General features: G+C 66.1%; 15 protein-coding genes. 8 read left to right on the top strand and 7 right to left on the bottom strand.

Translation table 11 applies throughout. From position 1 onward, the window contains the following. Positions 1-3 precede the first annotated feature (3 nt). A complete protein-coding gene (locus JKF87_RS02075; RefSeq protein WP_201096825.1) occupies positions 4-1,110 on the top strand; it encodes an HlyD family secretion protein in 1,107 nt (368 codons plus the stop codon). Between the two features lie 115 nt (positions 1,111-1,225). Here JKF87_RS02075 and JKF87_RS02070 read toward each other — a convergent pair whose 3' ends face one another. Genes JKF87_RS02070 through JKF87_RS02060 form a run of 3 tightly spaced genes read right to left on the bottom strand, consistent with a single transcriptional unit; the run spans position 1,226 to position 7,023 of the window. After that, on the bottom strand, positions 1,226-2,659 hold the full coding sequence (locus JKF87_RS02070; RefSeq protein WP_201096824.1) for an efflux transporter outer membrane subunit: 1,434 nt from the start codon (positions 2,657-2,659) through the stop codon (positions 1,226-1,228). Then, positions 2,659-5,919: an efflux RND transporter permease subunit gene (locus JKF87_RS02065; RefSeq protein WP_201096823.1), complete on the bottom strand. Its 3,261-nt coding sequence runs from the start codon at positions 5,917-5,919 to the stop codon at positions 2,659-2,661. The genes JKF87_RS02070 and JKF87_RS02065 overlap by 1 nt, the downstream gene beginning before the upstream one ends. Before the next feature lie 3 nt (positions 5,920-5,922). Continuing rightward, positions 5,923-7,023, bottom strand: coding sequence for an efflux RND transporter periplasmic adaptor subunit (locus JKF87_RS02060; protein WP_307417240.1), 1,101 nt, complete (start codon positions 7,021-7,023; stop codon positions 5,923-5,925). Positions 7,024-7,315: 292 nt separating this feature from the next. On the opposite strand from JKF87_RS02060, the gene JKF87_RS02055 reads away from it, so the two are divergent. Continuing rightward, positions 7,316-7,882 (top strand): TetR/AcrR family transcriptional regulator, encoded by a 567-nt coding sequence (locus JKF87_RS02055; RefSeq protein ID WP_236261027.1) that lies wholly within the window; start codon positions 7,316-7,318, stop codon positions 7,880-7,882. Between the two features lie 143 nt (positions 7,883-8,025). Here the strand turns inward: JKF87_RS02055 and JKF87_RS02050 are convergent, their stop codons facing one another. Beyond that, positions 8,026-10,830, bottom strand: a complete 2,805-nt coding sequence (locus tag JKF87_RS02050; protein WP_201096820.1) for a TonB-dependent receptor — start codon at positions 10,828-10,830, stop codon at positions 8,026-8,028. A 287-nt stretch (positions 10,831-11,117) separates the two neighbouring features. Here JKF87_RS02050 and JKF87_RS02045 point away from each other — a divergent pair, with 287 nt between their 5' ends. Together JKF87_RS02045 and JKF87_RS02040 are read left to right on the top strand one after the other, a co-directional pair. After that, positions 11,118-12,920, top strand: a complete 1,803-nt coding sequence (locus JKF87_RS02045; RefSeq protein WP_201096818.1) for an alpha-amylase family glycosyl hydrolase — start codon at positions 11,118-11,120, stop codon at positions 12,918-12,920. Then, positions 12,920-14,578, top strand: coding sequence for an alpha-amylase family glycosyl hydrolase (locus tag JKF87_RS02040; protein WP_307417237.1), 1,659 nt, complete (start codon positions 12,920-12,922; stop codon positions 14,576-14,578). The genes JKF87_RS02045 and JKF87_RS02040 overlap by 1 nt, the downstream gene beginning before the upstream one ends. A 5-nt stretch (positions 14,579-14,583) precedes the next feature. Here the strand turns inward: JKF87_RS02040 and JKF87_RS02035 are convergent, their stop codons facing one another. Beyond that, positions 14,584-15,609, bottom strand: a complete 1,026-nt coding sequence (locus tag JKF87_RS02035) for a LacI family DNA-binding transcriptional regulator (RefSeq protein WP_201096817.1) — start codon at positions 15,607-15,609, stop codon at positions 14,584-14,586. Positions 15,610-15,715: 106 nt separating this feature from the next. Between JKF87_RS02035 and JKF87_RS02030 the strand changes: the two genes are divergently transcribed. From JKF87_RS02030 to JKF87_RS02015, 4 genes are read left to right on the top strand one after another with little or no spacing between them, the layout of a single operon-like run. Then, a complete protein-coding gene (locus tag JKF87_RS02030) occupies positions 15,716-17,776 on the top strand; it encodes a glycoside hydrolase family 97 protein (RefSeq protein WP_236261026.1) in 2,061 nt (686 codons plus the stop codon). Next, positions 17,773-19,308 (top strand): MFS transporter, encoded by a 1,536-nt coding sequence (locus tag JKF87_RS02025; RefSeq protein ID WP_201096815.1) that lies wholly within the window; start codon positions 17,773-17,775, stop codon positions 19,306-19,308. Before JKF87_RS02030 ends, JKF87_RS02025 begins: the two co-directional genes overlap by 4 nt. After that, positions 19,305-20,243: an alpha/beta hydrolase gene (locus JKF87_RS02020; RefSeq protein ID WP_201096814.1), complete on the top strand. Its 939-nt coding sequence runs from the start codon at positions 19,305-19,307 to the stop codon at positions 20,241-20,243. The genes JKF87_RS02025 and JKF87_RS02020 overlap by 4 nt, the downstream gene beginning before the upstream one ends. 7 nt (positions 20,244-20,250) lie before the next feature. Beyond that, positions 20,251-22,620: a glucan 1,4-alpha-glucosidase gene (locus JKF87_RS02015; protein ID WP_201096813.1), complete on the top strand. Its 2,370-nt coding sequence runs from the start codon at positions 20,251-20,253 to the stop codon at positions 22,618-22,620. Between the two features lie 64 nt (positions 22,621-22,684). On the opposite strand, the gene JKF87_RS02010 is transcribed toward JKF87_RS02015, so the two are convergent. Continuing rightward, positions 22,685-23,362 carry a TorF family putative porin gene (locus JKF87_RS02010; RefSeq protein ID WP_201096811.1) on the bottom strand — a complete coding sequence of 226 codons (678 nt, stop codon included), beginning with the start codon at positions 23,360-23,362 and terminating at the stop codon, positions 22,685-22,687. A gap of 93 nt (positions 23,363-23,455) precedes the next feature. Continuing rightward, positions 23,456-24,799 carry an ammonium transporter gene (locus JKF87_RS02005; RefSeq protein WP_201096809.1) on the bottom strand — a complete coding sequence of 448 codons (1,344 nt, stop codon included), beginning with the start codon at positions 24,797-24,799 and terminating at the stop codon, positions 23,456-23,458. Between the last annotated feature and the right edge of the window lie 134 nt (positions 24,800-24,933).

Raw genomic sequence — 24,933 nt, 5'->3', positions numbered from 1 at the left:
CCCATGACCGACACCGCCCCCGCCGCCCCCGCCGCAGCACCCGCACCGCAAGCCCCTCCGGCCGCCCCGCCGCCTGAGCCGAAGAAGCGCGTGCTGTGGACCGTGGTCGCCGCCTGCGTCGCCGCCCTGGGCGTGCTGGTCGTGCTGTTCGCCTGGCAGCTTCCGCCCTTCACCGGCCATGTCCAGCGCACGGACAACGCCTATGTGCGCGGCCAGGTCACCCTGATCAGCCCCCAGGTCAGCGGCTATGTGGTCGATGTGCCGGTCAAGGATTTCCAGACCGTCCAGGCTGGTCAGTTGCTGGCCCAGGTCGATGACCGCACCTACAGCCAGCGGGTCGAACAGGCGACCGCCACCCTGCACGCCGCAGAGGCCGCGCTGGCCAACTCGGCCCAGTCACAGGCCTCGGCCCGCGGCTCGGTCGCCCAATACGCCGCCACCATCGCAGGCGCAGAGGCCAATCTGGCCAAGGCCCAGGCCGACGCCAACCGCGCCCGAACCCTGAAGGCTGGCGGCTGGGTGTCCCAGGCCAATGTCGATGTCGCCGAGGCCGCCTTACGCAGCGCCCAGGCCCAGGTCGCCCAGGCCCGCGCCCAACGCGGCATCGCCGAAACCAGCGTGGAGTCCGCCGTGGTCAGCCGCGACAGTCTGGCCGCCCAGGTCGAGAACGCCCGCGCCGCCGTGCGTCTGGCTCAGATCGATCTGGCCAACACCCGCATCGTCGCTCCCCGCGCGGGCCGTCTGGGCGAGGTGGGCGTGCGCCAGGGCCAGTATGTCACCGCGGGCACCCAGCTGATGGGTCTGGTGCCCGACACCATCTGGGTCACGGCCAATATGAAAGAGACGCAGATGCGGAACATCCGCGTCGGCCAGCCGGTCGAGCTGAAGGTGGACGCCCTGGGCGGTCAGGCCCTGCGCGGCCGTGTCGAACGCATCGCCCCCGCCGCCGGCAGCGAGTTCAGCGTCATCCGCCCCGACAACGCCACCGGCAACTTCACCAAGGTCGCCCAGCGCATCCCCGTCCGCATCCGCATCGAACCCGGCCAGGACGCCGCCCAACGTCTGGCGCCGGGCATGTCGGTCGTGGCGCGGATCGATACGGGGGCGTGATCCGCCCCTCCCCCCGTCCGTTGCAGCGCGCAAAAAGAAAAGGGCGGCTCGTCTAAGAGCCGCCCTTTGTTTGTTTCCAGAACCGTCCCCTAAAAGACGACCGGCAAGGCTGATCTCAGCTCTCGGCCTGCCAACCGCCAGCCAGCGCCTTGAACAGGGCGATCTGGTAGGTGGTCACCAGGGCGTCCGACTGAGCAAGAGCAGCGTCGGCGGCGGCCTGGGTGCGCTGGGCGTCCAGCACCGTCAGGAAGTTGTCGGCGCCGGCGTTGAACCGTTGTTGCGACAGGGCGGCGGCGCGGGCCGCCTGGTCACGCGCCTCGGTCAGGGCCGCACGGCGGTCCAGTTCGTTGGCGTAGTTGCTCAGCGCCGTTTCCGTCTCCTGCAGGGCCGTCAGGACCGTCTGGTCGAAGGTGGCCAGGGCCGCATCCGAACGGGCGTCAGCCGCCTTGATCTGGGCGCGGGCCGCGAACACGTTAGGGAACGACCAGCTGATCAGCGGGCCGAAGCTGAAGCGATAGTTCTGGCTGTCGCCCAGCCCGTTGGATTCCAGCGCCGTGGAGCCGAACGATCCGCCCAGGCTGATGCGCGGGAAGAGGTTGGCGGTGGCCACGTTCACGCGGGCGGCGGCGGCCGCCAGATTGGCCTCGGCCTGACGCACGTCGGGACGACGCGCCAAGAGGGCCGCGCCATCGCCGACCGGGATGGCCTGGTTCAGCTGGGGCGGACGCACGCAGGCGGCTGCGGTCTGATCGACCTCGGCCGGGGTGCGTCCGGTCAGGGTCGCCAGACGGAACAGAGCCTCGGCGCGCGCCGCACGCAGGGTCGGCAGGGTCGCCGCGGTCTGGGCCACGGCTGCACGGGCGCGGGCCACGTCCAGACCCGTGCCAGCGCCTGAATCCAGCAGCGTCTGGGTCAGGCTGCCGGTGTTGCGCTGCAGCTCCAACGTCCGCTCCGCCACCGCGATCTGGGCGTTGGCCGAGCAGGTGTCGGCATAGGCCCGTGCGGTTTCGGCGGCCACCGTCACCTGAACCGCGGCCAGGGCGGCTTCGGCCGCGCGGGCGTCGGCGCGGGCGGCGCGGACAGTCGATTCCACGCGTCCGAACAGATCGACTTCGTAGCTGGCTGAAAGGCCCGCATCATAGGTGTCGATCTCCGGCGCCTTCTGCCCGTCGGGCAGACCGACGACCGTGGCGGCCGAGGCGCGGCTGCGCTGAACCTGGGCGCTGGTCGTCGTGGTCGGGAAGCGGCCCACGCGGGCCTCCGACAGCGACGCCCGAACCGCGCGCAGGTTGGCGAAGGCGGCCTCCAGCTGGTGGTTCTCGGCGAAGGCCTGACGGATCAGGCCGTCCAGCGTCGGGTCATCGTACAGTCGCCACCAGTCGTCGCGCGCCTGAGCGGTCGAGACGGTGGGGCTGGTCGAGCCGACGAAGGCGCCTGCGCCCGTGATGGGCAGGTCGGCGACCGGCGCCTTTGGCCCGATCGCGCAGGCTGCAAGAAGGGCGCTGGCGGCTGCGGCGGTCAGGAACGAGAGGGTCTTGTTGCGGGTCATCAGTGATCCCCTCCCCGGCCGGTGACGGGCGCAGGCGCGTCAGGGTCGGTCAGGCTGGATGGTTCGTCATACTGGACGGTCTTGGTCGGCGTCGGCTTGTGGGACTGCGGCAGTTTGGCAGAGAGCCACCGCGTGACGACATAGAAGACCGGCGTGAAGATCAGACCGAAGAAGGTCACCCCGAGCATGCCCGAGAAGACGGACGTGCCCAGCGATTGCCGCATCTCGGCCCCCGGACCCGTCGCCAGCATCAGCGGCACGACGCCAAGGATGAAGGCGAACGAGGTCATCAGGATCGGGCGCAGACGGCTGCGGGCGGCGTGCACGGCCGCATCGAAGCGGTTCATGCCGTCTTCCTCTTCCGCCTGCTTGGCGAACTCGACGATCAGGATGGCGTTCTTGGCCGCAAGCGCGATCAGAACCACCAGACCGATCTGGACCAGGATGTTGTTGTCCAGGCCTCTCAGGTTCACCCCGATGATGGCTGCGAGCAGACACATCGGCACGATCAGAATGACCGCCAGCGGCATGGTGAAGGCTTCATACTGAGCCGCCAGCACCAGGAAGACGAACACCACAGCCATCAGGAAGATGACAGTCGCGCCCGAACCCGCGGCCTTCTGTTGGTAGGCCAGGCCGGTCCATTCGTAGGTGAAGCCCTGCGGCAGCGTTTGAGCCGCCATCTGCTCCATGATCGCCAGCGCCTGGCCGGACGACACGCCTGCCGCGCCATTACCCTGAAGCTCGGAGGCCGGGTACAGGTTGTAGCGCACGATCCGCGACGGACCGGAATCATTGACCAGATTGGCCACGGATCCGATCGGCACCATCGCCCCCGAGGAAGACCGGGTCTTCAGGTTGGCGATGTCGGCGATGTCGTCGCGGTACTGAGGCTCAGCCTGCGCGGTCACCCGGAAGGTGCGGCCCAGCATGTTGAAGTCGTTGACGTAGGACGAACCCAGATAGACGCCCAGGGTGTTGAAGACGTCGCCAGGCTGCACGCCCATCATCAACGCCTTGTCACGATCGACGTCGGCGGTGATCCGGGGCGAACCGGTGTTGTAGGTCGAGAAGACCTGGTTCACTTCGGTCGGCTTCTGCGCGGCGGCGCCCATCATGGCGAAGGTGGCGCCCTCAAGCGCGCGGTATCCCGCGCCCGAGGTGTCCTGGATCATCATGGTGAAGCCGTTGCCGTTGCCCAGGCCCTGAACGGCCGGGGGCGCGATGACGAAGATCTGCGCGTCCTCGATCGAACCGGTGGCCTGGGTGATGGCGCCGGCCAGGGCGGTCGCGGCCTGCTCCTTCGTACGATCCGCGAACGGATCAAGACGAACGAAGATGGTCGCGGCGTTGGAGCCGAACGAGAAGCTGGAGCCGTCAAGGCCTGCGAAGGCGATGGCGCCATTTACGCCCTTGGTGCCGCGGATGATGTCGCTGGCGCGGGTCATCACGGCTTCAGTACGGTCCAGCGAAGCGCCGGCGGGCAGTTGGATGACGCCGATCAGGAAGCCCTGATCCTGCTCGGGAATGAAGCCCGAGGGCGTGTCGACCAGACGCCAGGCGGTCAGGCCCAGCAGACCGGCATAGACGATCAGAACCAGACCGACCGTGCGCACCAGGCGCGCAGTCAGACGGCCATAGCGGTCCGACAGCCAGTCGAAGCCCTCGTTGAACTTACGACCGGCCCAGCCGCCGTAATACATGACCGAGCCCCACAGACCCGGCTTGCGGGCGTGTTCGTCATGCTCGACGTGCGGCTTCAACAGCAGGGCGGCCAGGGCCGGCGACAGCGTCAGAGACACGAACAGCGAAATGACCGAGGCCGAGGCGATGACCACCGCGAACTGGCGATAGAAGATGCCCGGAATGCCCGGAACGAACATGGTCGGGATGAACACCGAGATCAGCACCAGACCGATGGCGATCAGGGCGCCCGACACTTCCTTCATGGAGCGATAGGCGGCTTCCTTGGGCGTCAGCCCCTCCCGGATCGCCCGCTCCACGTTTTCAACGACGACGATGGCGTCATCGACCACGATCCCCACGGCTAGAACCAGGGCGAACAGCGACAGGGAGTTGATCGAATAACCCAGCGCCAGCTGCACCGCGAAGGTGCCGACCAGAGCGACGGGAATGGCGATGATGGGAATGATCGCCGCGCGCCAGGTCTGAAGGAAGACCATGATGACGATGACGACCAGGATGACGGCTTCGAACAGGGTGTGTTCAACCGACTCCACCGACGCAGCCACGAACTCAGTCGGGTTGTAGGGGATCGAGACGTCCATGCCCGCAGGCAGGTCTTTCTTGATCGCTTCGACTTCCTTCAGCACCCGGTCGGCGGTGCCCAGCGCGTTGGCGCCGGGTTGCTGGACGATGGCCAGACCAACGCCGCGCTTGCCGTCGAAGAAGCCGCGAATGCCGTAGTCCTGGGCGCCCAGCTCGATGCGGGCGACGTCACGCAGATAGGTCACGCGACCTTCGGCGTCCGTCTTCAGGACGACATTGGCGAACTGGTCGGGATCGGTCAGACGACCCTGAACCTGCACCGGCAGCTGGAAGGCTGCGGCGTTGGTCGGGAACGGCGGCTGGCCGATGGAGCCGGCGGCCGCCTGGACGTTCTGGGCGCGAAGGGCGGCGACGATGTCGGGGCCGGTCAGACCGCGCTCGGCCGCCTTGGCCGGATCGATCCAGATGCGCATCGAATAGTTGCCGCCGCCGAACACCTGGACAGCGCCCACGCCTTCAAGGCGCAGCAGGCGGTCCCGCAGCGTCGAGTTGGCGTAGTTGCCGACGTAGTCGTTATCCAGCGTGCCGTCGGGCGAGGTCAGCCCCAGGATCATCAGGAAGCCGCTCTCGGCCTTGTTGACCACGATGCCGGTCTGGCGAACCGCGTCAGGCAGGCGCGGCTCAGCCAGGGCGACCCGGTTCTGGACCAGCACCTGCGCGGCGTCGAGGTCCGTGCCGGGCTGGAAGGTGACGGTGATGGCCACCGACCCGTCCGATGTGGACGAGGAGGTGATGTAGAGCATTTTCTCGACGCCGTTCACCTCCTGCTCGATGGGAGCAGCGACGGTCTCGGCCAGGGTCTCGGCCGAGGCGCCAGGATAGGCGGCGTTGATGGTGATCGTCGGCGGCGCGATCTCCGGATACTGCGACAGCGGCAGAAGCGGATAGGCGAATATGCCGATGATGGAGATCACCACCGCGATCACGGCCGCGAATATCGGCCGGTCGATGAAGAAGCGGGATATGTTCATGGCTTAGTCGCCGGTGGACAGGCTGTTGGCGAACGAGGCGCTGGAGGCCGGGGCCGCTTGGGTGACGGGAACGACGGCGGGCTTTTCAGCCACAGGGGCGATGCGGCCATCTTTGGCCGTGACCTTGGAGCCCGGCTGGGCGGCGCGTTGCAGACCGGCGATGATCACGCGGTCCGTCGGGGCCAGGCCCGACTTGACGACGCGCAGTCCCTGAACGATCGGGCCCAGCTGGACCTCCTTGTTCGTGACCGAGCCGTCGGCGGCGACCACGGCGACCGTGCGGCGCGCCTGATCCGTGCCGATGGCCGAATCCGGCACCAGCAGGGCGTCATAGGACGAAGCGCCCGCGACCTGGGCCCGGCCGAACATGCCCGGACGCAGGAAACCGTCGCCGTTCGGCACGATGGCGCGCAGCCGGATGACGCCCGAGGCCGTGTTCACGGCGTTGTCCGAGAAGTCCAGGCGGCCGGTGTGGCCGAAGCTGCTCTCGTCCTGCAGGCGGATGCGGACTGTCGCGCCCTCATTGGACGCGCCTTCACGCAGATACTTCAGCAGGACCGCTTCCGAGCCGTCAAAGACGAAGTGGATCGGACCGCCCGAGATGATGGTGGTCAGAACATCGCCCGCCGAGGAGCCGCCTGCGACCAGGTTGCCCGGATCGACGCGACGGTCGGACACACGGCCCGAGGTCGGGGCGGTGATGCGGGTGTATTCCAGGTTCAGTTGCGCCGTGCGGGTCGCCGCGTTCGCCGCAGCCAGATTGGCCTGAGCGGCGTCGACCGCCGCCTTGTTGGCGTCGTACTCGGCCTTGGACACGGCCTGCGAGGCCAGCAGCGTCTCGCTGCGGGCCAGGTTGGCGCGGGCTAGGGTCAGCTGCGACTGCATCTGGGCGACCTGGGCCTGAGCCTGGGCCAGGGCGGCCTGGGCCGGGCGCGGGTCCAGGGTGAACAGCAGTTGCCCCTTCTGGACCATCTGGCCATCGCGGAAATGCACCGCCTGCACATAGCCGCCGACGCGCGCGCGGACCTCGACGGCCTCAACCGCCTCGAAACGACCGGTGAATTCATCCCAGTCCACCACCTTCTGCTGAAGGGGCGTCGCCACTGTGACTGGAGGGGCGCCTGGCCCTTGCTGCTCCGCCTTGGGGGAACATCCATAAAGCGCGCCCGTCGCCAAGACGGACACGGCGGCAATCTTAAGCCCGCGCATCTGCGCATTCTCCCTGATCGGAGGTAAATCCCAGTCGTGCGGACATAGGCCGATGGGGAGTCGGCCTTGTCAACGCGTGGTGACTTAATGAGAGAGCGGGCAACGCTTGTCAACAGGCGTTGACAAAGCCATATGGGAGTTACGGTTATTACATCCGCCCTTTCTTAGTGGAGTTTTGAGAGCCTTGTTGTGCACCGGCCCCCGCCCGAGAAACGCCGCAGCGACGCGTACGGCCATTCTCGACGCCGCGCGTGAACGGTTCGCCGCCGACAGCTATGATGATGTCGGAATGCGCGACATCGCGCGTGACGTCGGCGTCGATGCTGCGTTGATCAGTCGATATTTCGGCTCCAAGGACGAACTCTTCCTCGCCGCGCTGGACAGCTGCGGCGACGGCAGCCAGCTGATGCAGGGCGACAAGGCCGACTTCGGACGCCGTGTGTCGCACGAGATCGTCTATGAGCCCAAGAAGGCCGAAAAGCTTAAAGCCATGTCCATCATGCTGCGCTCGGTCGGGTCGGCGCGGGCGGCGGAAATGGTTCAGAACACCTGCGCGGCCCGCTTCTTCGGCCCGCTGGAGGAATGGATCGGCGGCGAAAACGCCGTCGTACGCGCCCGTCTGCTGGCCGGTTTCCTGATGGGCATGTCCGTCAGCCGCGAACTGGGCGGCGGCCAGTTCAGCCTGACCCCGGACGAAGCCGAAGAGATGCGCCAACGCCTTGAGGTCATTCTGCAGAACCTCATCGAAGGCTGACCGCCAGGCCTGTCGATCAAAGGGCGCGGAGCGAAGGCTCCGCGCCCTTTTTCATGCCCGCGCGCCACCCCGTCGGCTCCAGACCAGGCGCAAAAAAGGCCGCTTCGGAAACGAAGCGGCCCAAGTTGCTCAGAGGGAAAAAATCAGAAGCGGTAGTTCAGACCCACCGCATAGGTGCGGCCATAGCTCTGGTAGTCGATGGTCCGGCGCTCATCGCCGTTCTCGAAGGTCTTGAACGGCTCGTCCGTCAGGTTGTTGACCTGCGCCAGGATCGACAGACCCTGCAGCGGGCCCGACTGGAACTCGTAGCCGATCTGGGCGTCGACGATGGTTTCTTCGCCGACCGAACGCAGGGTGCGGCCGTTGCCGAAGCCGGCGACTTCACCCAGGTAGTCCGAGCGGTAGCGGGCGGAAACGCGCGTCTGGAAGCCGTAGCGCTCATAATAGAGCGTGCCGTTCAGAACAGTTTCCGACAGGCCCGGCATGGTGGTCGGCGGATTGGCCGGATCAGGCTGGACCTTGCTGTCCGTGACCGAGGCGCTGAACAGACCCCCGAAGCCTTCAAGCGCCGGATGGAAAATGCTGAACGGCGCCGAGACCGAGAACTCCAGCCCCTTGATCCAGCCGCCATTGCCGTTCTCGGGAGTGGTGAGAATACCCTCGTTGATCTTAGGTACCTCAATCCCCGTCGGATAACCGGTGAAGTCGAAGATGCGATTGTAGGTGTAAACGTAGCTTTCGAGGTTCTTGTAGAAACCGGCCAGCGAGACATAGCCCTTGCGATTGGCGAAATACTTCTCGACCGACAAGTCTACTACGTCGGCAATGAAAGGCTTCAGCAGGGGGTTTCCGCCGCCGCCGCTCCACGGTGAGTTCTGCTCAGGCGTCGCATTTTCATTGTTGTTGCCCGGATTGAACGAGAAGTTCCGCGAGGCGCGCATGTCGTCCATCCGCGGGCGCGCCAGGGTGCGGGCGACCGAGAAGCGGGCGAACAGGTCGTCGCTGACTTCCAGGATGAAGTTCGAGCTGGGCAGGATCTCCAGATAGTCGACGCCGCCGCGAACGTTCGCCACTGCGGCGACGCCTTCGCTGAGCTGCTGAGCCTCAAAGCCGCTGCTCGACTGTTCCGTATAGACGAACTGCATGCCGACGTTGCCGGTCAGGGCGCGGCCGAACAGGTTGTGGTCGATGTTGGCGCGGACGTAGGCGGTCGAGACCTTTTCCGTCACGCCCCAGTTGCCGGCGGCGACGTCGGCGTTCGGGTTGCGCAGCTTGTTCAGCGCGCCGCTGTTGACCAGGGCCAGAGCGTCGTAGCTGATCACCTCCGAAATACCCAGATAGCCCAGGTCGGTCGGGGCCAGCAGGAACTGCGAACCGATGGTCAGGTCGCCGCCGCCCGGCACGGCCAGATAATACTGGTCGTTGACGAAGCTCTTGGTGCGTTCCGAATAGTTGAAGCCGAAGTCGATCGACTTGAACGGGCTCTGGTGCAGTTCACGACGCGCCGTCAGGCGGACAGCCTTGATCTCGTCCTCGATGCTCGGCGTGTTCATGTAACCGGCCTGACCGCCAGGGATCACGTCCCCGCCCCAGCCCTGCGGGCTGGTGATCTTGATCAGGTTCGGGTCAGCATAGTTGAGCTGGCTGGTGAAGCGGGTCACGCCGTCGCCGGTCAGTTGGAAGCCCATGGTGTCCAGGGCGCCGTTGATGTTGCGGCCCGTACCGGCGTTGGTCTCCAGAATGATGTCGTTGCGCTCGACCTTGGAGTAGTTGACGTCCAGACCCAGGGTCCAGTCGTCATTGGCCACGAACTCGGTGTTCCAGCCGACGGCGGTGATGGTGCTGTCGCGCTTGTTCAGGTCGTTGCGGACAACGCCCTTGATGTTGTCCCAGGTGCCCGCGACGATCATGCCGTTGTCGACGGTGTAGCCCGGACGCAGCGACGGACCGGGGCGGCAGACGTCGGGCGTGGCGACGTTGCCGACAGCGTCGCAAGCTCCATCAGCAGATTGGGCGCTTCCACCCCACGCCAGCGGGAACTCGATGCCGCGCAGGACCTGGGTGTTCTTGAACTTGGAATAGAAGGCGTCGATCGTGGAGTGGATGCGGTCGTTGGGGCGCCATTCCAGCACGCCCATATAGCCGTCACGCTCCAGTTCGCTGGACATGACATAGGGCTTCACGCCGCCCGTCAGCAGATTGCCGTCGCTGTATTCCGGATAGCCCCAGGCGTTGAAGCGCTCGGACTGATAGGGCGACGACATGTGGGCGTAACCCAGGGCCACGCCGATGGTGCCGTCAGCGAACTGGTCGATGTAGGACAGGGTATAGCGGTCGCCCTTGTCGGTCGTGCCCGAGTTCAGGGCGCCGATGTCGTTCCACTCATGGCGGTAGTTGGCGACCATGGCGCGACGGCCGTAGGCCAGCGGGCGAACCGTGCGCAGATCGACCGTGCCGGCCAGACCCTGGCCGACCAGGGCCGCATCCGGCGTCTTATAGACGACGACGCTGTTCAGCAGTTCGGAAGGAAACTGGTCGAACTCGACACCCCGGTTGTCGCCGGTGGTGACCAGTTCACGGCCGTTCAGCAGGGCCGTGGTGAAATCGGGGCCAAGGCCGCGGATCGAGATCTGCTGGCTGCGGCCGTCAAGGCGCTGCATCGTCACGCCAGGCAGGCGCGCCAGGGATTCAGCGATCGACACGTCCGGCAGCTTGCCGATGTCTTCAGCCGAAATGACTTCGACGATCGAGGTGTTCGCGGCCTTGGCGGCGATCGAGGCCTCGATGGAGCGACGGATGCCGGTGACGACGACATCGCCGACGTCGGTCGTCTGGTCGCTTTGTGCAGGCGCTGTCTGCGCCTGTGCGGAGCCGACCGCCATCAGAGCCGCCGCGCCGAATGCGACCCCCGACAGCAAACGCGTGCGGCGATTGATACCTTGAAGCATGATCATCCTCCCTATGGGCTGATCGCGGTTCTAAATGCCGCGACCTAACGCCACGCAAAAATATGCAAATCTCAGACAATGTTGCAAGCCGTTAATGTAGGAACCCCATTTGCGTCTTCATTCATGACCGTGTTTTGCCGAAATATCGCAGCCGAACAGCGACACATTGCCGCCTTGCCGCTGCAGCGCACCATTTCGCACCACATTGACACCGGCGGCTCAGGCTGCAAAATCTTGCAAATCGACTTGGAAGGCTTTGCACTTTCCAGGCGTACGGGAGGACGAGAATGACCATCAGACGTTCCAGAAAAGCCGCACTGGCCGCCGCAGCAGCGCTTGCGACCCTGCTCAGCGCCGCTCCAACCCAGGCCCAGACGCGCACTGACGCCGCCTCGGCCGTGCGCCAGCGCCTGCCGCAGGATGAGGTGATCTACTTCCTGCTGGTCGACCGGTTCGCCAATGGCGACGTCTCAAACGACCACGGGGGCTATGCCGCCGAGCGGCTGAAAAGCGGCTTTGACCCGTCTGACACGGATTTTTACCACGGCGGCGATCTGGCCGGCCTGATCCAGCGGCTGGACTATATCCAGGGTCTGGGCGCGACGGCGGTCTGGCTGGCCCCCATCTTCAAGAACAAGCCCGTACAGTCGCGCGCCGGCTACACCGGCGCCGCCCACCACGGCTACTGGATCACGGACTTCACCGCCGTTGACCCGCACTTCGGCGACGACGCCACGATGCACGCCCTGGTCGAGGCGGCCCATGCGCGCGGCATGAAGGTCTATCTGGACATCGTCACCAACCACACGGCCGACGTGATCCAATATCGCGAATGCCCCGAAAACGACTGCGTCTATCGCAGCCGGGCCGACTATCCCTACACGCGCCGCGGCGGCGTGAACGGCGCCCCGATCAACGAAGGTTTCGACGGCCGCGACTTCTCGCGCCTGACCCGCCCGGACTACGCCTACACCCCCTACGTCCCCGCCGGTGAGGAGAACGTCAAGGTTCCCGCCTGGCTGAACGATCCGATTCACTACCACAATCGCGGCGAGAGCACGTTTGCAGGCGAAAGCTCGCTGGACGGTGATTTCGCCGGGCTGGACGACCTGTTCACCGAAGATCCGGTGGTCGTGCAGGGCATGATCGACATCTTCGGCGGCTGGATCGACAAATACGGCATCGACGGCTACCGCATCGACACCGCCCGTCACGTGAACCCCGAGTTCTGGCAGGCCTTCATCCCCGCGATGCTGGAGCGGGCCAAGGCCAAGGGCATTCCCAACTTCCACATCTTCGGCGAAGTCTTCGACGCCGATCCCGCCACCCTGGCGCGGTTCACCAAGGACGACAGCTTCCCCGCCGTCCTGGACTTCGGCTTCCAGAAGCAGGCTGTGGATGTGGCGTCCGGCAAGAGCGGAACGGACGCCCTGGCGCGCCTGTTCGAGGCCGACGCCGTCTATGCCGACGGGCGCGACACCGCCGCCATCCTGCCAACCTTCCTGGGCAACCACGACATGGGCCGTGCGGCCTATTTCATCAAGGAAGCCAACCCGGACGCGAGCGACGCGGAACTGCTGGCGCGGGTCAAGCTGGCGCACGCCCTGATGATGTTCAGCCGCGGCGTGCCGACCCTGTATTACGGCGACGAACAGGGTTTTGCGGGCGCGGGCGGCTACGGCAACTCGCGTCAGGACATGTTCGACAGCCAGACGCCGATCTACGCGGCCGAAACCCCTATCGGCGGACGCCAGCCGGCCTATTCCACTGACGCGCCCCTGTATCGCGCCATCGCCGAAATGGGCCGCATCCGCGCCGCCGAGCCCACACTGCGTCGCGGCCGTCAGGTCACGCGCGCCTATGGCGACAAGCCGGGCCTGTTCGCCATTTCGCGCATGGGCGACGACGGCGCAGAGGTGCTGGTCGTGTTCAACACCTCCACCGCCCCGATCTCGGCCCAGGTCGAGGTCGAGCCCGGCTCGCTGAACTGGCGCAGCCTGCGCGGCCAGTGCGCGCCCAAGGCGTCCGCACCCGCCAGCTATGGCGTCACCGTCCCTCCCCTCGACTATCTCATCTGCAAGAGCGCCTAGTGAACCACCATTCCACAGACCTCGTCGAAATCTCCCGGACGACGGCCAAGACGCGCGAATGGTGGCGCGGCGCGATCCTGTATCAGGTCTATCCGCGCAGCTTTGCGGACTCCAACAACGACGGGGTCGGCGACCTGAAGGGCATCACGGACCACCTGGACCACATCGCGTCTCTGGGCGTGGACGGCGTGTGGCTGTCGCCGTTCTTCAAGTCGCCGATGAAGGATTTCGGCTATGACGTCTCGGACTATTGCGACGTCGATCCGATCTTCGGGAACCTGGCTGATTTCGACGCCCTGGCCACGCGCGCCAAGGCTCTGGGCCTGAAGGTCGTCATCGATCAAGTCTTCTCGCACACCTCGGACGAACACGACTGGTTCCTGGACAGCCGCTCTAGCCGCAACAGCAGACACGCCGACTGGTACGTCTGGGCCGACGCCAAGCCGGACGGCTCGCCGCCGTCGAACTGGCAGTCGGTGTTCGGCGGCCCCGCATGGACCTGGGACGCACGCCGCGGCCAGTACTACATGCACAACTTCCTCAGCTCGCAGCCCCAGCTGAACGTGCGCAATCCCGAGGTTCAGGTCGCCCTGATCGCCGCCGCCCGTTTCTGGCTGGATCGCGGCGTGGACGGCTTCCGTCTGGACGCCATCAATTTCGCCATCCACGACCCCAGCCTGCGCGACAATCCGCCGATCAACGATGGTCGCAAGCGCACCCGTCCGTTCGACTTTCAGGACAAGATCTACAACCAGTCCCACCCCGAGATCATCGGCTTCCTGAACCGCATCCGCGACCTGACGGACAGCTATGATGGGCGGTTCACGGTGGCGGAGGTCGGCGGCGACCACGCCGACCGTGAGATGAAGGAATTCACTGCGGGCGATGATCGTCTGCACTCGGCCTACGGCTTCCTCTACCTCTATGCGGATGCGCTGAAGGCCGAGCTGATCGGCATTGGCGACAGCATGTGGCCCGATCAGCAGGGCGAGGGCTGGCCCTCGTGGACCTTCTCGAACCACGATGCGCCGCGCGCCGTGTCGCGCTGGGCAGAGGGCCGCGACGAGAAGGCCTTCGCCGAGATGGCGCTGCTGCTGCTGATGTGCCTGCGCGGCAATGTCTTCGTCTATCAGGGCGAGGAGCTGGGGCTGCCGCAGGCCCATGTGCCGTTCGAGCGGCTGGTCGATCCCGAGGCCATCGCCAACTGGCCCCAGACGCTGGGCCGCGACGGCGCGCGCACGCCGATTCCCTGGGTCGCCTCGGCGCCCAACGCAGGCTTCTCGACGGTCGAACCCTGGCTGCCGGTCGATCCGCGCCACCTCGCGATGGCCGTCGACGCCCAGGAAGCCGATCCAAAATCGACCCTGCATGTCGCGCGCCGCATCATCGGCCTGCGCAAGCGTCATCCCGCCCTGCGTCTGGGCGGGTTGGAGCTGGTGGACGGCCCGCAGGGCCTTCTGATGTTCGAACGCTTCGAGCGTGGCGGCGCCGACGGCGAACGCCTGCTGTGCGTGTTCAATCTGGGCCACGAGGCTGTCGAGTGGACGCCGCCCGCAGGCGCGCGCCGCATCGAAGCCATCAACTGGACCGAAGCCGACGGCGCCCGACTGGCCCCGTTGACCGGCCTGCTGTTCGCCCTGCCGACCGAGGCGACGTGACGATGTCAGCCGCCGCAGGTCTCGCGCACGATCAATTCGGTCGGCACCCGTTCCGAGCGGCCGACACCGGCGCCGAGATCGCCTCCGCCGTGGTCCAGCAGCTTGGACACCATCAGCCGTCCGGCCTTCATGGTGTCCTGGGCGATGGTGGACAGGGCCGGGCGCGAGTAGCGGCTGAAGGGCACATTGTCGAAGCCGATGACCGAGACCTTGCCCGGCACGTCGACGCCGGCGTGCAGCAGGGCCCGCACGGCGCCCAGGGCGATCTGGTCAGACGCGGCGACAATGCCGTCGAAGTCCACGCCGCGCCGGATCAGGGCGTCCACCGCAGCCTCCGCGGATTCGACCTCGAAATGGGCCGGAACGATCAGGTCTGGCGCAACCGCCAGGCCCGCCTGCCCCAGAGCATCCAGATAGCCGCGATGCCGCTGCATGGCCTCGGGCGGATCAAGATCGCCCAGGAAGACGATGCGCTGACGCCCCAGACGCGCCAGGTGCAGGGTCGCGCGACGGCCGCCGAAGGTGTTGTCGGAGCCGATGGAGCAGTAGTCCTGCTCGGGCAGTTCGGCGCCCCAGACGACGAACCGATGATCGGCGTCGACCAGGCGGTTGAAGGCCGAATGCAGGCTGGACTGGCCCAGGAAGATCACTCCGTCAGCCCGGCTGGTGTTCAGGGCCGCCGACAGTTCTTCGTAGTTGGCGGGCGAGATGTGGCTCATCAGCAGGTCGCAGCCGCGTTCGCGCGCCGCCTCGCCCACACCGGCCAGAAGCTCCAGGAAGAAGGGGTCGCTCAGACGCCCTTCCCGTCCCTGCGGACGCGGCACGACCAGGGCGATGGTGCCCTGTGCGCCGATGGGCCCGGCAGGCATGTGGCGGCGGAACGGATAGTCATGCTCCTTGGCCAGCTTCCAGATCAGCTGTTTGGTGCGGTCATTGACGGCGGGGCTGTCATTCAGGGCGCGGGAGGCTGTGGCGATGGACACGCCCGCCAGGCGCGCGATGTCTTCCAGTCGGGTGGTCTTGCGGCTCAAGGTCGCGGGTCCTCACAGCAGCCTGTTGCGGCTGCAAACTTTTCTGCAAATATTTCAGCCACCGTTCGCGGCGGTTGGCAAGAGGCGGCGTAACGGAGTTCCCATGATGCAACGCAGATCCTTCCTGGCCCTTGGCGGGGCCTCCCTTCTGGCGTTCGGCGCCACCGGCGTTCGCGCACAGACCTCGCCCACCCACGCCCGCGCCTCGTCGCCCGGCGGCGTGCTGACGGTCGAGGCCTTCACCGACAATGACGGGCGTCCGATGTACGCCGTCCTGCGTCAGGGCCGGGTCGTGGTCGCGCCGTCCAAGCTGGGCTTCCTGCTGACCGACGCCCCCGCCATCGAACGCGGCCTGGCCGTCACGGCGGGTCAGCCCGTCACTGTCGACGACACCTGGGAGCAGCCGTGGGGCGAGCGCCGCTTCATCCGCAACCACTACAACGAATGGCGCGTCAGCTATGTCGAGACCGGCGCCCTGGGCCGCCGCGTCGACGTGGTCTTCCGCCTGTATGACGACGGTCTGGGCTTCCGCTACGAGTTCCCCGACCAGCCCGCGCTGAAGACCGTCCGAATCGGCTCGGAGATCACCGAGTTCAATCTGGCCGAAAACGGCGAGGCCCTGTGGTGCCCTGCCTGGGAATGGAACCGCGAGGAATATCTCTACAGCCGCACGCCGATCGACGCTGTCGGCAGCGCTCAGACGCCGATGACGGTCAAGGGCCAGTCCGGGCTGCACGTCTCGATCCACGAAGCGGCCTGCATCGACTATGCGGGCATGAACCTGCGCCGCTCCGAGGGCACCGGCTTCCGCGCCCAGCTGACGCCCGGCCTGACCAACGCCGCCGTGGTGCGGACTGCGCCGTTCAACACCCCGTGGCGCACGCTGCAGATTTCGGACAGCCCTGCAGGCCTGATCGATTCCAGCCTGATCCTGAACCTGAACGAGCCCAACAAGCTGGGCGACGTCAGCTGGTTCAAGCCGATGAAATACGTCGGGGTCTGGTGGGAGATGCACCTGGAGCTGAAGAGCTGGGCGTCCGGCCCCAACCACGGCGCCACCACCGAGAACACGATCAAGCACATCGACTTCGCGGCCAAGCACGGCTTCGGCGGGGTTCTGGTCGAGGGCTGGAACAAGGGCTGGGACGGCCAGTGGTTCGCCAACGGCTCGGACTTCAGCTTCACCGAAGCCTATCCTGACTTCGACATCGACGCGGTCTGCGCCTACGCCCGCTCCAAGGGCGTGCAGCTGATCGGCCACCACGAAACGGGCGGCAACGCCTTCCACTACGAACAGCAGCTTGAGCCCGCGATGGCGCTGTATGAGCGTCTGGGCGTCCATTCGGTGAAGACCGGCTATGTCGCCGACGCCCAGGGCGCGCGCGTGGCTGGACCGGACGGCCAGTCGGTCATGGCGTGGCACGAAAGCCAGGCGATGGCTCAGCACCACATGCGGGTGATCGAGGTCGGCGCCCGCCACAAGGTCGCCGTCAACGCGCACGAGCCGTTCAAGGACACCGGCCTGCGCCGCACCTATCCCAACATGATCAGCCGCGAAGGCCAGCGCGGGATGGAATATTCGGCCTGGGGCAACCCCGGCAATCCGCCCGAGCACGAAGCCAATCTTGTCTTCACCCGCCTGCTGGCCGGACCGATGGACTATACGCCGGGCATCTTCGGCATGGAGACGCGCAGCCCCGGCGGCGTGCAGACGACCTGGGCCAAGCAGTTGGCGTTGTATGTCGTCATCTACAGCCCCATCCAGATGGCGGCGGACCTGCTGGTCAACTACGAGGCCAACCCCGGCCCGTTCCAGTTCATCAAGGACGTGCCGTGCGACTGGTCTGAAAGCCGCACCCTGGCCGCCGAGCTTGGCGACTATGTCGTCACCGTGCGCAAGGACCGCGCATCCGACGTCTGGGCCCTGGGCGCCGTGACCGACGAACACCCGCGCGTTCTGAGCGCCAGCCTGGACTTCCTGGACGCCGGCCGCCGCTACCGCGCCGAAATCTATCGTGACGGGCCGGACGCCGACTACAAGGGCAAGCGCGAGGACATCATCATCGAGCAGCGCAACGTCACCTCGGCGGACACGCTGACGCTGGCCCTGGCCCCCGGCGGCGGCCAGGCCATCCGCTTCGTGCCGATCGGACGCGCCCGCAGATGAGCAAGGTGACGCCCGGACCACTCCACGCCATCCGCCCGCGCCTGTCCGGCCTGGCGATCTGGAACATGTGCGTCGGCTTCTTCGGCATCCAGATCGGATTTGGACTGCAGAACGCCAACACCAGCCGGATCTTCCAGACCCTGGGCGCCGAGGTGGATTCGCTGGCGATCCTTTGGATCGCGGCGCCGCTGACCGGCCTGTTGATCCAACCGATCATCGGCCATTTCAGCGACAAGACGTGGACGCGGTTCGGGCGTCGTCGCCCCTATTTCCTGGTCGGGGCGATCCTGACCACCCTGGCGCTGATCGCCATGCCCAACAGCCCCAGCCTGTGGTTCGCCGCGGCCATGCTGTGGATCATGGACGCCTCGATCAACATCACGATGGAGCCGTTCCGCGCCTTCGTCGGCGACAACCTGCCGGAAGAGCAGCGCACCACCGGCTATGCGATGCAGAGCTTCTTCATCGGCGCGGGCGCCGTGTTCGCCTCGGTCCTGCCGTGGCTGCTGTCGAACGTGTTCGGCGTTGTCTCCACGGCGGCGGAAGGCGTGGTGCCCCTGTCGGTCAAGATCGCCTTCTACGTCGGCGCCGTCGGCCTGTTCTCGGCGGTGCTGTGGACCGTCCTATCGACCAAGGAATACACCCCCGAACAGATCGCGGCCTTCGAGCGCGCCAGACAGGCGTCGCTGGGCCTCCAGGCCGAGGACGGCCCTGAGGCGCCGGCCCGCACCATTCAGGGCTGGATGACGTCCGGCCTGATCTGCGGCGTGCTGGGCCTGTTGGGCTTCGTCCTGATCACGGCGCTGAATCTGGAGAAGGAGCTGCTGATCCTGGCGGGCTTCTTCGCGGGCTTTGGCCTGTTGCAGATCGCGGTGGGCATGATGCAGCGCCGCAGCATCACCAATGCGGTGACCGAAATCGTCAACGACATCTTCCGCATGCCCGACACCATGCGCGGCCTGGCGGTGGTGCAGTTCTTCACCTGGTTCGCCCTGTTCGCCATGTGGATCTACACCACGGCGGCGGTGACCAGCGTCCACTACGGCGCGACCAGCACGACCTCGCGCGCCTATGCCGAAGGGGCCGACTGGGTCGGGGTCCTGTTCGGCGTCTATAATGGCGTGGCGGCCCTGGCGGCCTTCACCCTGCCGGTCCTGGCCAAGCGCATCGGCCGCAAGGCGACCCACGCCCTGATGCTGTTGCTCGGCGCGCTGGGCCTGTTCGGCATCTTCGCCATTCGCGATCCAGGCCTGCTGTGGCTGCCGATGATCGGCGTCGGCTTCGCCTGGGCCTCGGTCGTGTCCATGCCGTACGCCATCCTGTCAGCGGCGGTGCCGGACCGGAAAATGGGCGTCTATATGGGCGTCTTCAACATCTTCATCGTTGTGCCGCAGCTGCTGGCGGCGACGGTTCTGGGCCTGATCCTGAAGACCCTGTTCGGCGGCCAGGCCATCTGGGCCCTGGTGCTGGGCGCGATCTCGTTCGTTCTGGCGGCAGGCAGCGCCCTGCTGGTGAAGGAACACCGCGCATGAACCGCCGCACCCTGCTGGCTCTGGGCGCCGCCCTGCCCTTCGCCGGCCCCGCATTCGCCGAAGCGCCCAAGGCCGGGCGTCTGGTGCTGCATGAGGCTGTCGCTTCGGCCCATGTGAAGTCGCGCAACGTCGGGGTCTGGCTGCCGCCCGGATATGAGGCGTCCGACACCCGTTATCCTGTCCTCTACATGCATGACGGGCAGAATCTGTTCGACGCCGCGACCGCCAACTTCGGCGAATGGGGCGTGGACGAGCATCTGGACCGCCTGATCGCCAGCGGCCAGGTGCGCGCGCCCATTGTCGTTGGCGTCTGGAACACCGACCTGCGCCTGCGCGAATACCTGCCTGCCGACCTGATCGACGCCCTGCCCGCCGACATGCGCGACGAGGTGCAGGCCATCTACGGCGGGCCGTCCCTGTCCGAAGCCTACATCCGCTTCCTGGTCGAGGAGCTGAAGCCGCTCATCGACCGGACCTATCGCACCCTGACCGGACCAGCGGACACGACGATCAGCGGCTCCAGCATGGGCGGGCTGATCTCGCTGCAGGCGGTGATGAAGCGGCCCGACGTCTTCTCCGCCGCCGCCTGTCTGTCGACCCACTGGCCGTTGAAGGTCGATGGGCTGGAAGACGGTCCGGCCCTTCAGTCCTGGCGCGAACGTCTGGTCGCCGCCTGGACAGGTGTGATCGCAGCAGGCCTGCCTGCCGCCGGATCGCATCGCTTCTATTTCGACCGGGGCGATGAAACCCTCGATCAGTTCTACGGCGAGTTCCAGACCCGCATTGATCAGGTCTTCCGCGCTCGCGGCTATGACGCCGACCATTTCCGCAGCCTGGTCTTCCCCGGCGCGCAACACACCGAAGCCTCATGGAACAGCCGCCTGGATGTTCCCCTGACCTTCCTTCTTTCCCCTCGCCCCACGCAAACCTCGTGAGGATCCTATGCGTACAATGAAACTTCTCTGCCTGACCGGCGCGGCCAGTCTGGCCCTGTCCACTGTCGCCGCCGCCCAGTCTGTGGCGCCCGGCGCGCCCGGCATTGCGCCGAACTGGTCCACTGCGGCCAAGACCGGCGCCGGCGCCTCCTATGAGGCCTATGTCGATGGTCAGTACCGTGACGGCGGCCCGACCGGCGCCGTGTCCAAGGTCTGGTTCTCGATCGCCGACGGCGTCCTGACCGAGACCATGTACGGCCTGATCCACGAGGCGCAGATCAAGGCGCTGCGCTTCGCCGTGGTCACCCCGCAAGGTCTGGCGCTGGAAGGCCCGGACACGACCGAACGCACCGAATACCTGCACACCGATGCAGAAGGCCGCCCCCTGTCGCCCGCCTATCGCGTCACCACGCGCGACAAGAACGGCCGCTTCGAAATCCAGAAGCAGATCTTCACCGACCCGGACCGCAACGCCCTGGTTCTGCGCGTCACCATCAAGTCGCTGACCGGCCAGGCCACGCCCTATCTGCTGCTTGAGCCGCACATCGCCAACACCGGCATCAATGACCGCGGCGTGGTCACGCGCCAGGCCTTCCACGCCTGGGAAGGCGACACCCATCTGGTGCTGAAGCCCAGCCAGCCGTTCACCGCCGCTAGCGTCGGCTTCGTCGGCGTGTCCGACGGCCTGACCGACCTCAAGGACGGCAAGATGGACTGGACCTACGCCTCGACGGGCGATGAGTCCGGCAACACCATGATGACCGGCGCCCTGCCGTCGTTGCGTCGCGGCCAGACCCTGACACGCGACTTCGTCATCGGCTTCGGCGACAGCGAAGCGGCGGCCCAGGCGGCGGCTGACGGCTCGTTCGCCACCGGCCTTGACGAAGTCCTGGCCCGCTTCAACGGCGAAGGCGACCGCGTGGGCTGGGAGGACTATATCGCCTCCCTGACCGAACTGCCGCGCCTGGCCGCCCAGTCCACCGACGGCGGCAAGCTGGCCTACGCCTCGGCCCTGATGCTGAAGGTGCAGGAAGACCGCACCCACGCGGGCGCCCTGATCGCCTCGCTGTCCAACCCGTGGGGCGACACGGTGGACGCGTCCAAGTCCTCGACCGGCTACAAGGCCGTCTGGCCGCGCGACTTCTATCAGGTGGCGATGGCCCTGGCCGCGATGGGCGACAAGGAAACGCCGCTGGCCGCCTTCAACTATCTGCCGCAGGTGCAGGTCGGACCGAACACGCCCGGCAACACCGGCGTCGGCGGCTGGTTCCTGCAGAAGACCCACGTCGACGGCGAACTGGAATGGGTTGCGGTCCAGCTTGATCAGACGGCCATGCCGATCATGCTGGGCTATCGCCTGTGGAAGATGGGCTGGCTGTCCGACGCCCAGATGACCCAGCACTATAACGCCATGCTGAAGCCTGCCGCCGACTTCCTGGTCGATGGCGGCAAGGTCGGCCTGTTGTGGAACGACGCCGAGATCAAGCCGCCCTTCACCCAGCAGGAACGCTGGGAAGAGCAGCAGGGCTATTCGCCGTCCAGCACCGCCGCCGTCATCGCCGGCCTGACCGTCGCGGCGGAAATGGCGCGGGCTTCGGGCGACGCGACGGGTGCGGCCCGCTATCAGGCCGCCGCCGACGACTACGCCTCCAAGATCGAGGCCACGATGTTCACGACCAACGGGGACTTCGGCGACGGCCGCTACTTCATCCGCATCACGCAGAATGCGAACCCGAACGACAAGGGGCCGATGGGCGTCGCCAATGGTCAGGTCGCCGCCCCTGAAGACCGCATCATCGACGGCGGCTTCCTGGAGTTGGTCCGCTATGGCGTGCGTCGCGCCGACGATCCGCACATCCTGTCCACCCTGCCCGTCTATGACGACCAGTCGCTGGAGCCGCTGTACCGCGTGCGCTACGACTTCGGTCCTGAAGGCGACAAGACGCCGGGCTGGCGCCGTTACGGCGTCGATGGCTACGGCGAAGACTGGCAGACGGGCGCCAACTACGGCGTCGGCGGCGAGATGAGCCCCGGCCAGCGCGGCCGGGTCTGGCCCTTCTTCACCGGCGAACGCGGACACTATGAACTGGCCCGCGCCAGCGTGAACGGCACGCCGTCCGCCGCCGACATCGCCGCCATCCGCCAGACCTATGTCCGGGGCATGGAGCGTTTCGCCAACGACGGCCTGATGTTGGCGGAACAGGTGTGGGACGGCGTCGGCAACCCGACGAGCCGCGACTACAAGCTGGGTCAGAACACGGACTCGGCCACGCCGCTGGCCTGGACCCATGCCGAGTACCTGAAGCTGCTTCGCTCGCTGGCGGACGGCAAGGTCTGGGACAACTACGAGCCGGTCCAAAGCCGCTACGCTCGATAATAAAAAAGCCCCCCGATCCGCCAGGATCGGGGGGCTTTCCTTATCTGCCTGACGGCTCAGCCGATCAGAAGGCCGCCTTCAGGGACACGACGAACGCGTCGTCATAGCCGCTCAGGTTCGTGTCGTAATAGCGCAGGTCCAGACCCAGCTTATCGGTCAGGGCATAGGTCCCGCCCAGGTTCCACGTCGTATAGTCGGAGCCCGGATCGAAGGTCTGACGGCCGACGGCGCCCGACACCGCGATCTTGTCCGAAACCGTGTAGGCGGCGGTCAGCTCGGCATAGAGGCTTTCGTTCTCAACGCCCCAACTGTCGGGCGAATAGTACAGGGTCGCCCCCACCGTCGCCGGACCAAAGGCCCGCGAGGCGCCGACCTTGACCTCATAGTTGTTGTAGCTGACGCCGCTGGGCGCCCCGACATAGCTGTAGGCGATGACGCCGACATCCCAGGCGAAACCCGCCGCCTCTGTCCTGTATCCCCCGTACAGGTCGATTTCCGCGTCGGTGCCATCCTTGAAATCGACATTCGACGCCCAGGCCCCGGCGTAGAAGCCCCCTTCGGTGGCGAAGTCCAATCCGCCCTGAACTGCGAACTTTTCGTCCGTCTGGGTCAGGCCGCGAAACACATAGTTGTTGGTTGCGCCGATGTTGAACGCGACATCACCGGCCAAGGCAGGCGCTGCGCCCATCAGGGCGAAGGCGGCCGAAACGGCCGAGGCCGCAAACAAGACATGAGCTCTCATAATCGTATCCCCTCGATTTGATTGAAGCTGTGATTTCCGCATGGAGCGGAAGATGATCGGGCGCGGGATTGGGAGCCGCGCCCGATTGCAGTCTCAGTGGTCCAGCACTTCGCCGTGCAGCGAGGTGTCCAGACCGGCCGCCTCTTCGGCCTCGCTGACGCGAAGGCCGGTCGTGTACTTGCAGATCAGCAGGATGATGAAGGTGCCGACCGCGCTGTAGAGAATGGTCCAGAACAGACCCAGCGCCTGGGCGCCGATGTTGGCGCCTTCGGACGCGCTGTTGATCGCCGTAGTGGCGAACACGCCCGTCAGCAAGGCGCCGACCAGGCCCCCTGCGCCGTGGATGCCGAAGGCGTCCAGCGAGTCGTCATAACGCAGCAGCTTCTTGATCCAGACCGACGAGGCGTAGCAGACGACGCCGCAGATCAGGCCGATCAGAACCGCGCCCTTCGGATCGACGAAGCCTGCGGCCGGCGTGATGCCGACCAGGCCTGCGACCACGCCCGACAACATGCCGATCAGCGAGATCTTCTTCTTCTCGATGACTTCGATCACCTTCCAGGCCAGGGCCGCAGCCGCAGCCGCCAGAAGCGTGTTGATCAGGGCGACGCCCATCAGGGCGTTGGCGGCGCCTGCCGACCCGGCGTTGAAGCCGATCCAGCCGACCAGCAGCAGGCTGGCGCCAATCAGGGTCAGAACCGGGTTGTGCGCGGTGATCGGCTCAACCCCATAGCCCTTGCGACGGCCCAGGAAGATAGCACAGACCAGACCCGCGACGCCTGAGTTGACGTGGACGACGGCGCCGCCTGCAAAGTCCAGAACGCCCGCGCCGCCCAGGAAGCCCCCGCCCCAGACCCAGTGACAGATGGGGGCGTAGATCAGCAGCGACCACAAGGCGGTGAACAGCAGCAGGGCCGAGTATTTGAACCGCTCGGCGAAGGCGCCGGTAATCAGGGCGGGCGTGATGATGGCGAAGGTCAGCTGGAACGAAATCCAGAGAAACTCTGGAATGCCCGGCAGCAGCTTGTTGGCCGTTTCGAGCGTCACGCCATTCAGGAACAGCATGTCCAGATTGCCGACGAACTTCTGCAGCGTCGGGTCTGCGTTGGCGCCGAAGGCGATGCTGTATCCGGCGATGAACCAGACCAGGGTCACGACCGAGAAGACGCCGACCGACTGTGTGATGGTGGCGATGACGTTTTTGCGCCGCACCATGCCGCCGTAGAACAGCGCCAGACCGGGGAGGGTCATCAGCAGAACCAGGGCGGTGGAGACGCCAAGCCAGGCTGTGCCGGCGCCGTCTAATTCAAGCGCCGTCTGATGACCCAGCAGCGCAGGGACGGCGGCCTGCGCTTCAGCCGCGCCTGCGGCTAGAAATACAAGTGAAGACAGGAGGAGCGCGGCTCCTCCCCGGAGACGGTTTCCAACATGCGACATCAACTGGTACCCCCTTTGCAATCTCGCAATTGCGAAGGTGCTACCGCAATTGCGAACTGCGCAAGGGGGCATGACGTAAACGGCGCAATTTTCTTGCACCCGTCATCAGTAAAATTAAAGAGATCGCACAATCA

Origin of the sequence: Brevundimonas nasdae (assembly GCF_016654005.1) — a bacterium.
Lineage (GTDB): Bacteria > Pseudomonadota > Alphaproteobacteria > Caulobacterales > Caulobacteraceae > Brevundimonas > Brevundimonas nasdae.
Note: the sequence above shows the minus strand (reverse complement) of the source record. Positions and strands in the feature narration are given on the sequence as shown.

Excerpts from the sequence above, each read along its gene's own strand:
- JKF87_RS02075 (WP_201096825.1), top strand. The coding sequence starts at position 4 with ATGACCGACACCGCCCCCGCCGCCCCCGCCGCAGCACCCGCACCGCAA.
- JKF87_RS02070 (WP_201096824.1), bottom strand. The coding sequence starts at position 2,659 with ATGACCCGCAACAAGACCCTCTCGTTCCTGACCGCCGCAGCCGCCAGC.
- JKF87_RS02065 (WP_201096823.1), bottom strand. The coding sequence starts at position 5,919 with ATGAACATATCCCGCTTCTTCATCGACCGGCCGATATTCGCGGCCGTG.
- JKF87_RS02050 (WP_201096820.1), bottom strand. The coding sequence starts at position 10,830 with ATGCTTCAAGGTATCAATCGCCGCACGCGTTTGCTGTCGGGGGTCGCA.
- JKF87_RS02045 (WP_201096818.1), top strand. The coding sequence starts at position 11,118 with ATGACCATCAGACGTTCCAGAAAAGCCGCACTGGCCGCCGCAGCAGCG.
- JKF87_RS02030 (WP_236261026.1), top strand. The coding sequence starts at position 15,716 with ATGCAACGCAGATCCTTCCTGGCCCTTGGCGGGGCCTCCCTTCTGGCG.
- JKF87_RS02025 (WP_201096815.1), top strand. The coding sequence starts at position 17,773 with ATGAGCAAGGTGACGCCCGGACCACTCCACGCCATCCGCCCGCGCCTG.
- JKF87_RS02020 (WP_201096814.1), top strand. The coding sequence starts at position 19,305 with ATGAACCGCCGCACCCTGCTGGCTCTGGGCGCCGCCCTGCCCTTCGCC.
- JKF87_RS02015 (WP_201096813.1), top strand. The coding sequence starts at position 20,251 with ATGCGTACAATGAAACTTCTCTGCCTGACCGGCGCGGCCAGTCTGGCC.
- JKF87_RS02010 (WP_201096811.1), bottom strand. The coding sequence starts at position 23,362 with ATGAGAGCTCATGTCTTGTTTGCGGCCTCGGCCGTTTCGGCCGCCTTC.
- JKF87_RS02005 (WP_201096809.1), bottom strand. The coding sequence starts at position 24,799 with ATGTCGCATGTTGGAAACCGTCTCCGGGGAGGAGCCGCGCTCCTCCTG.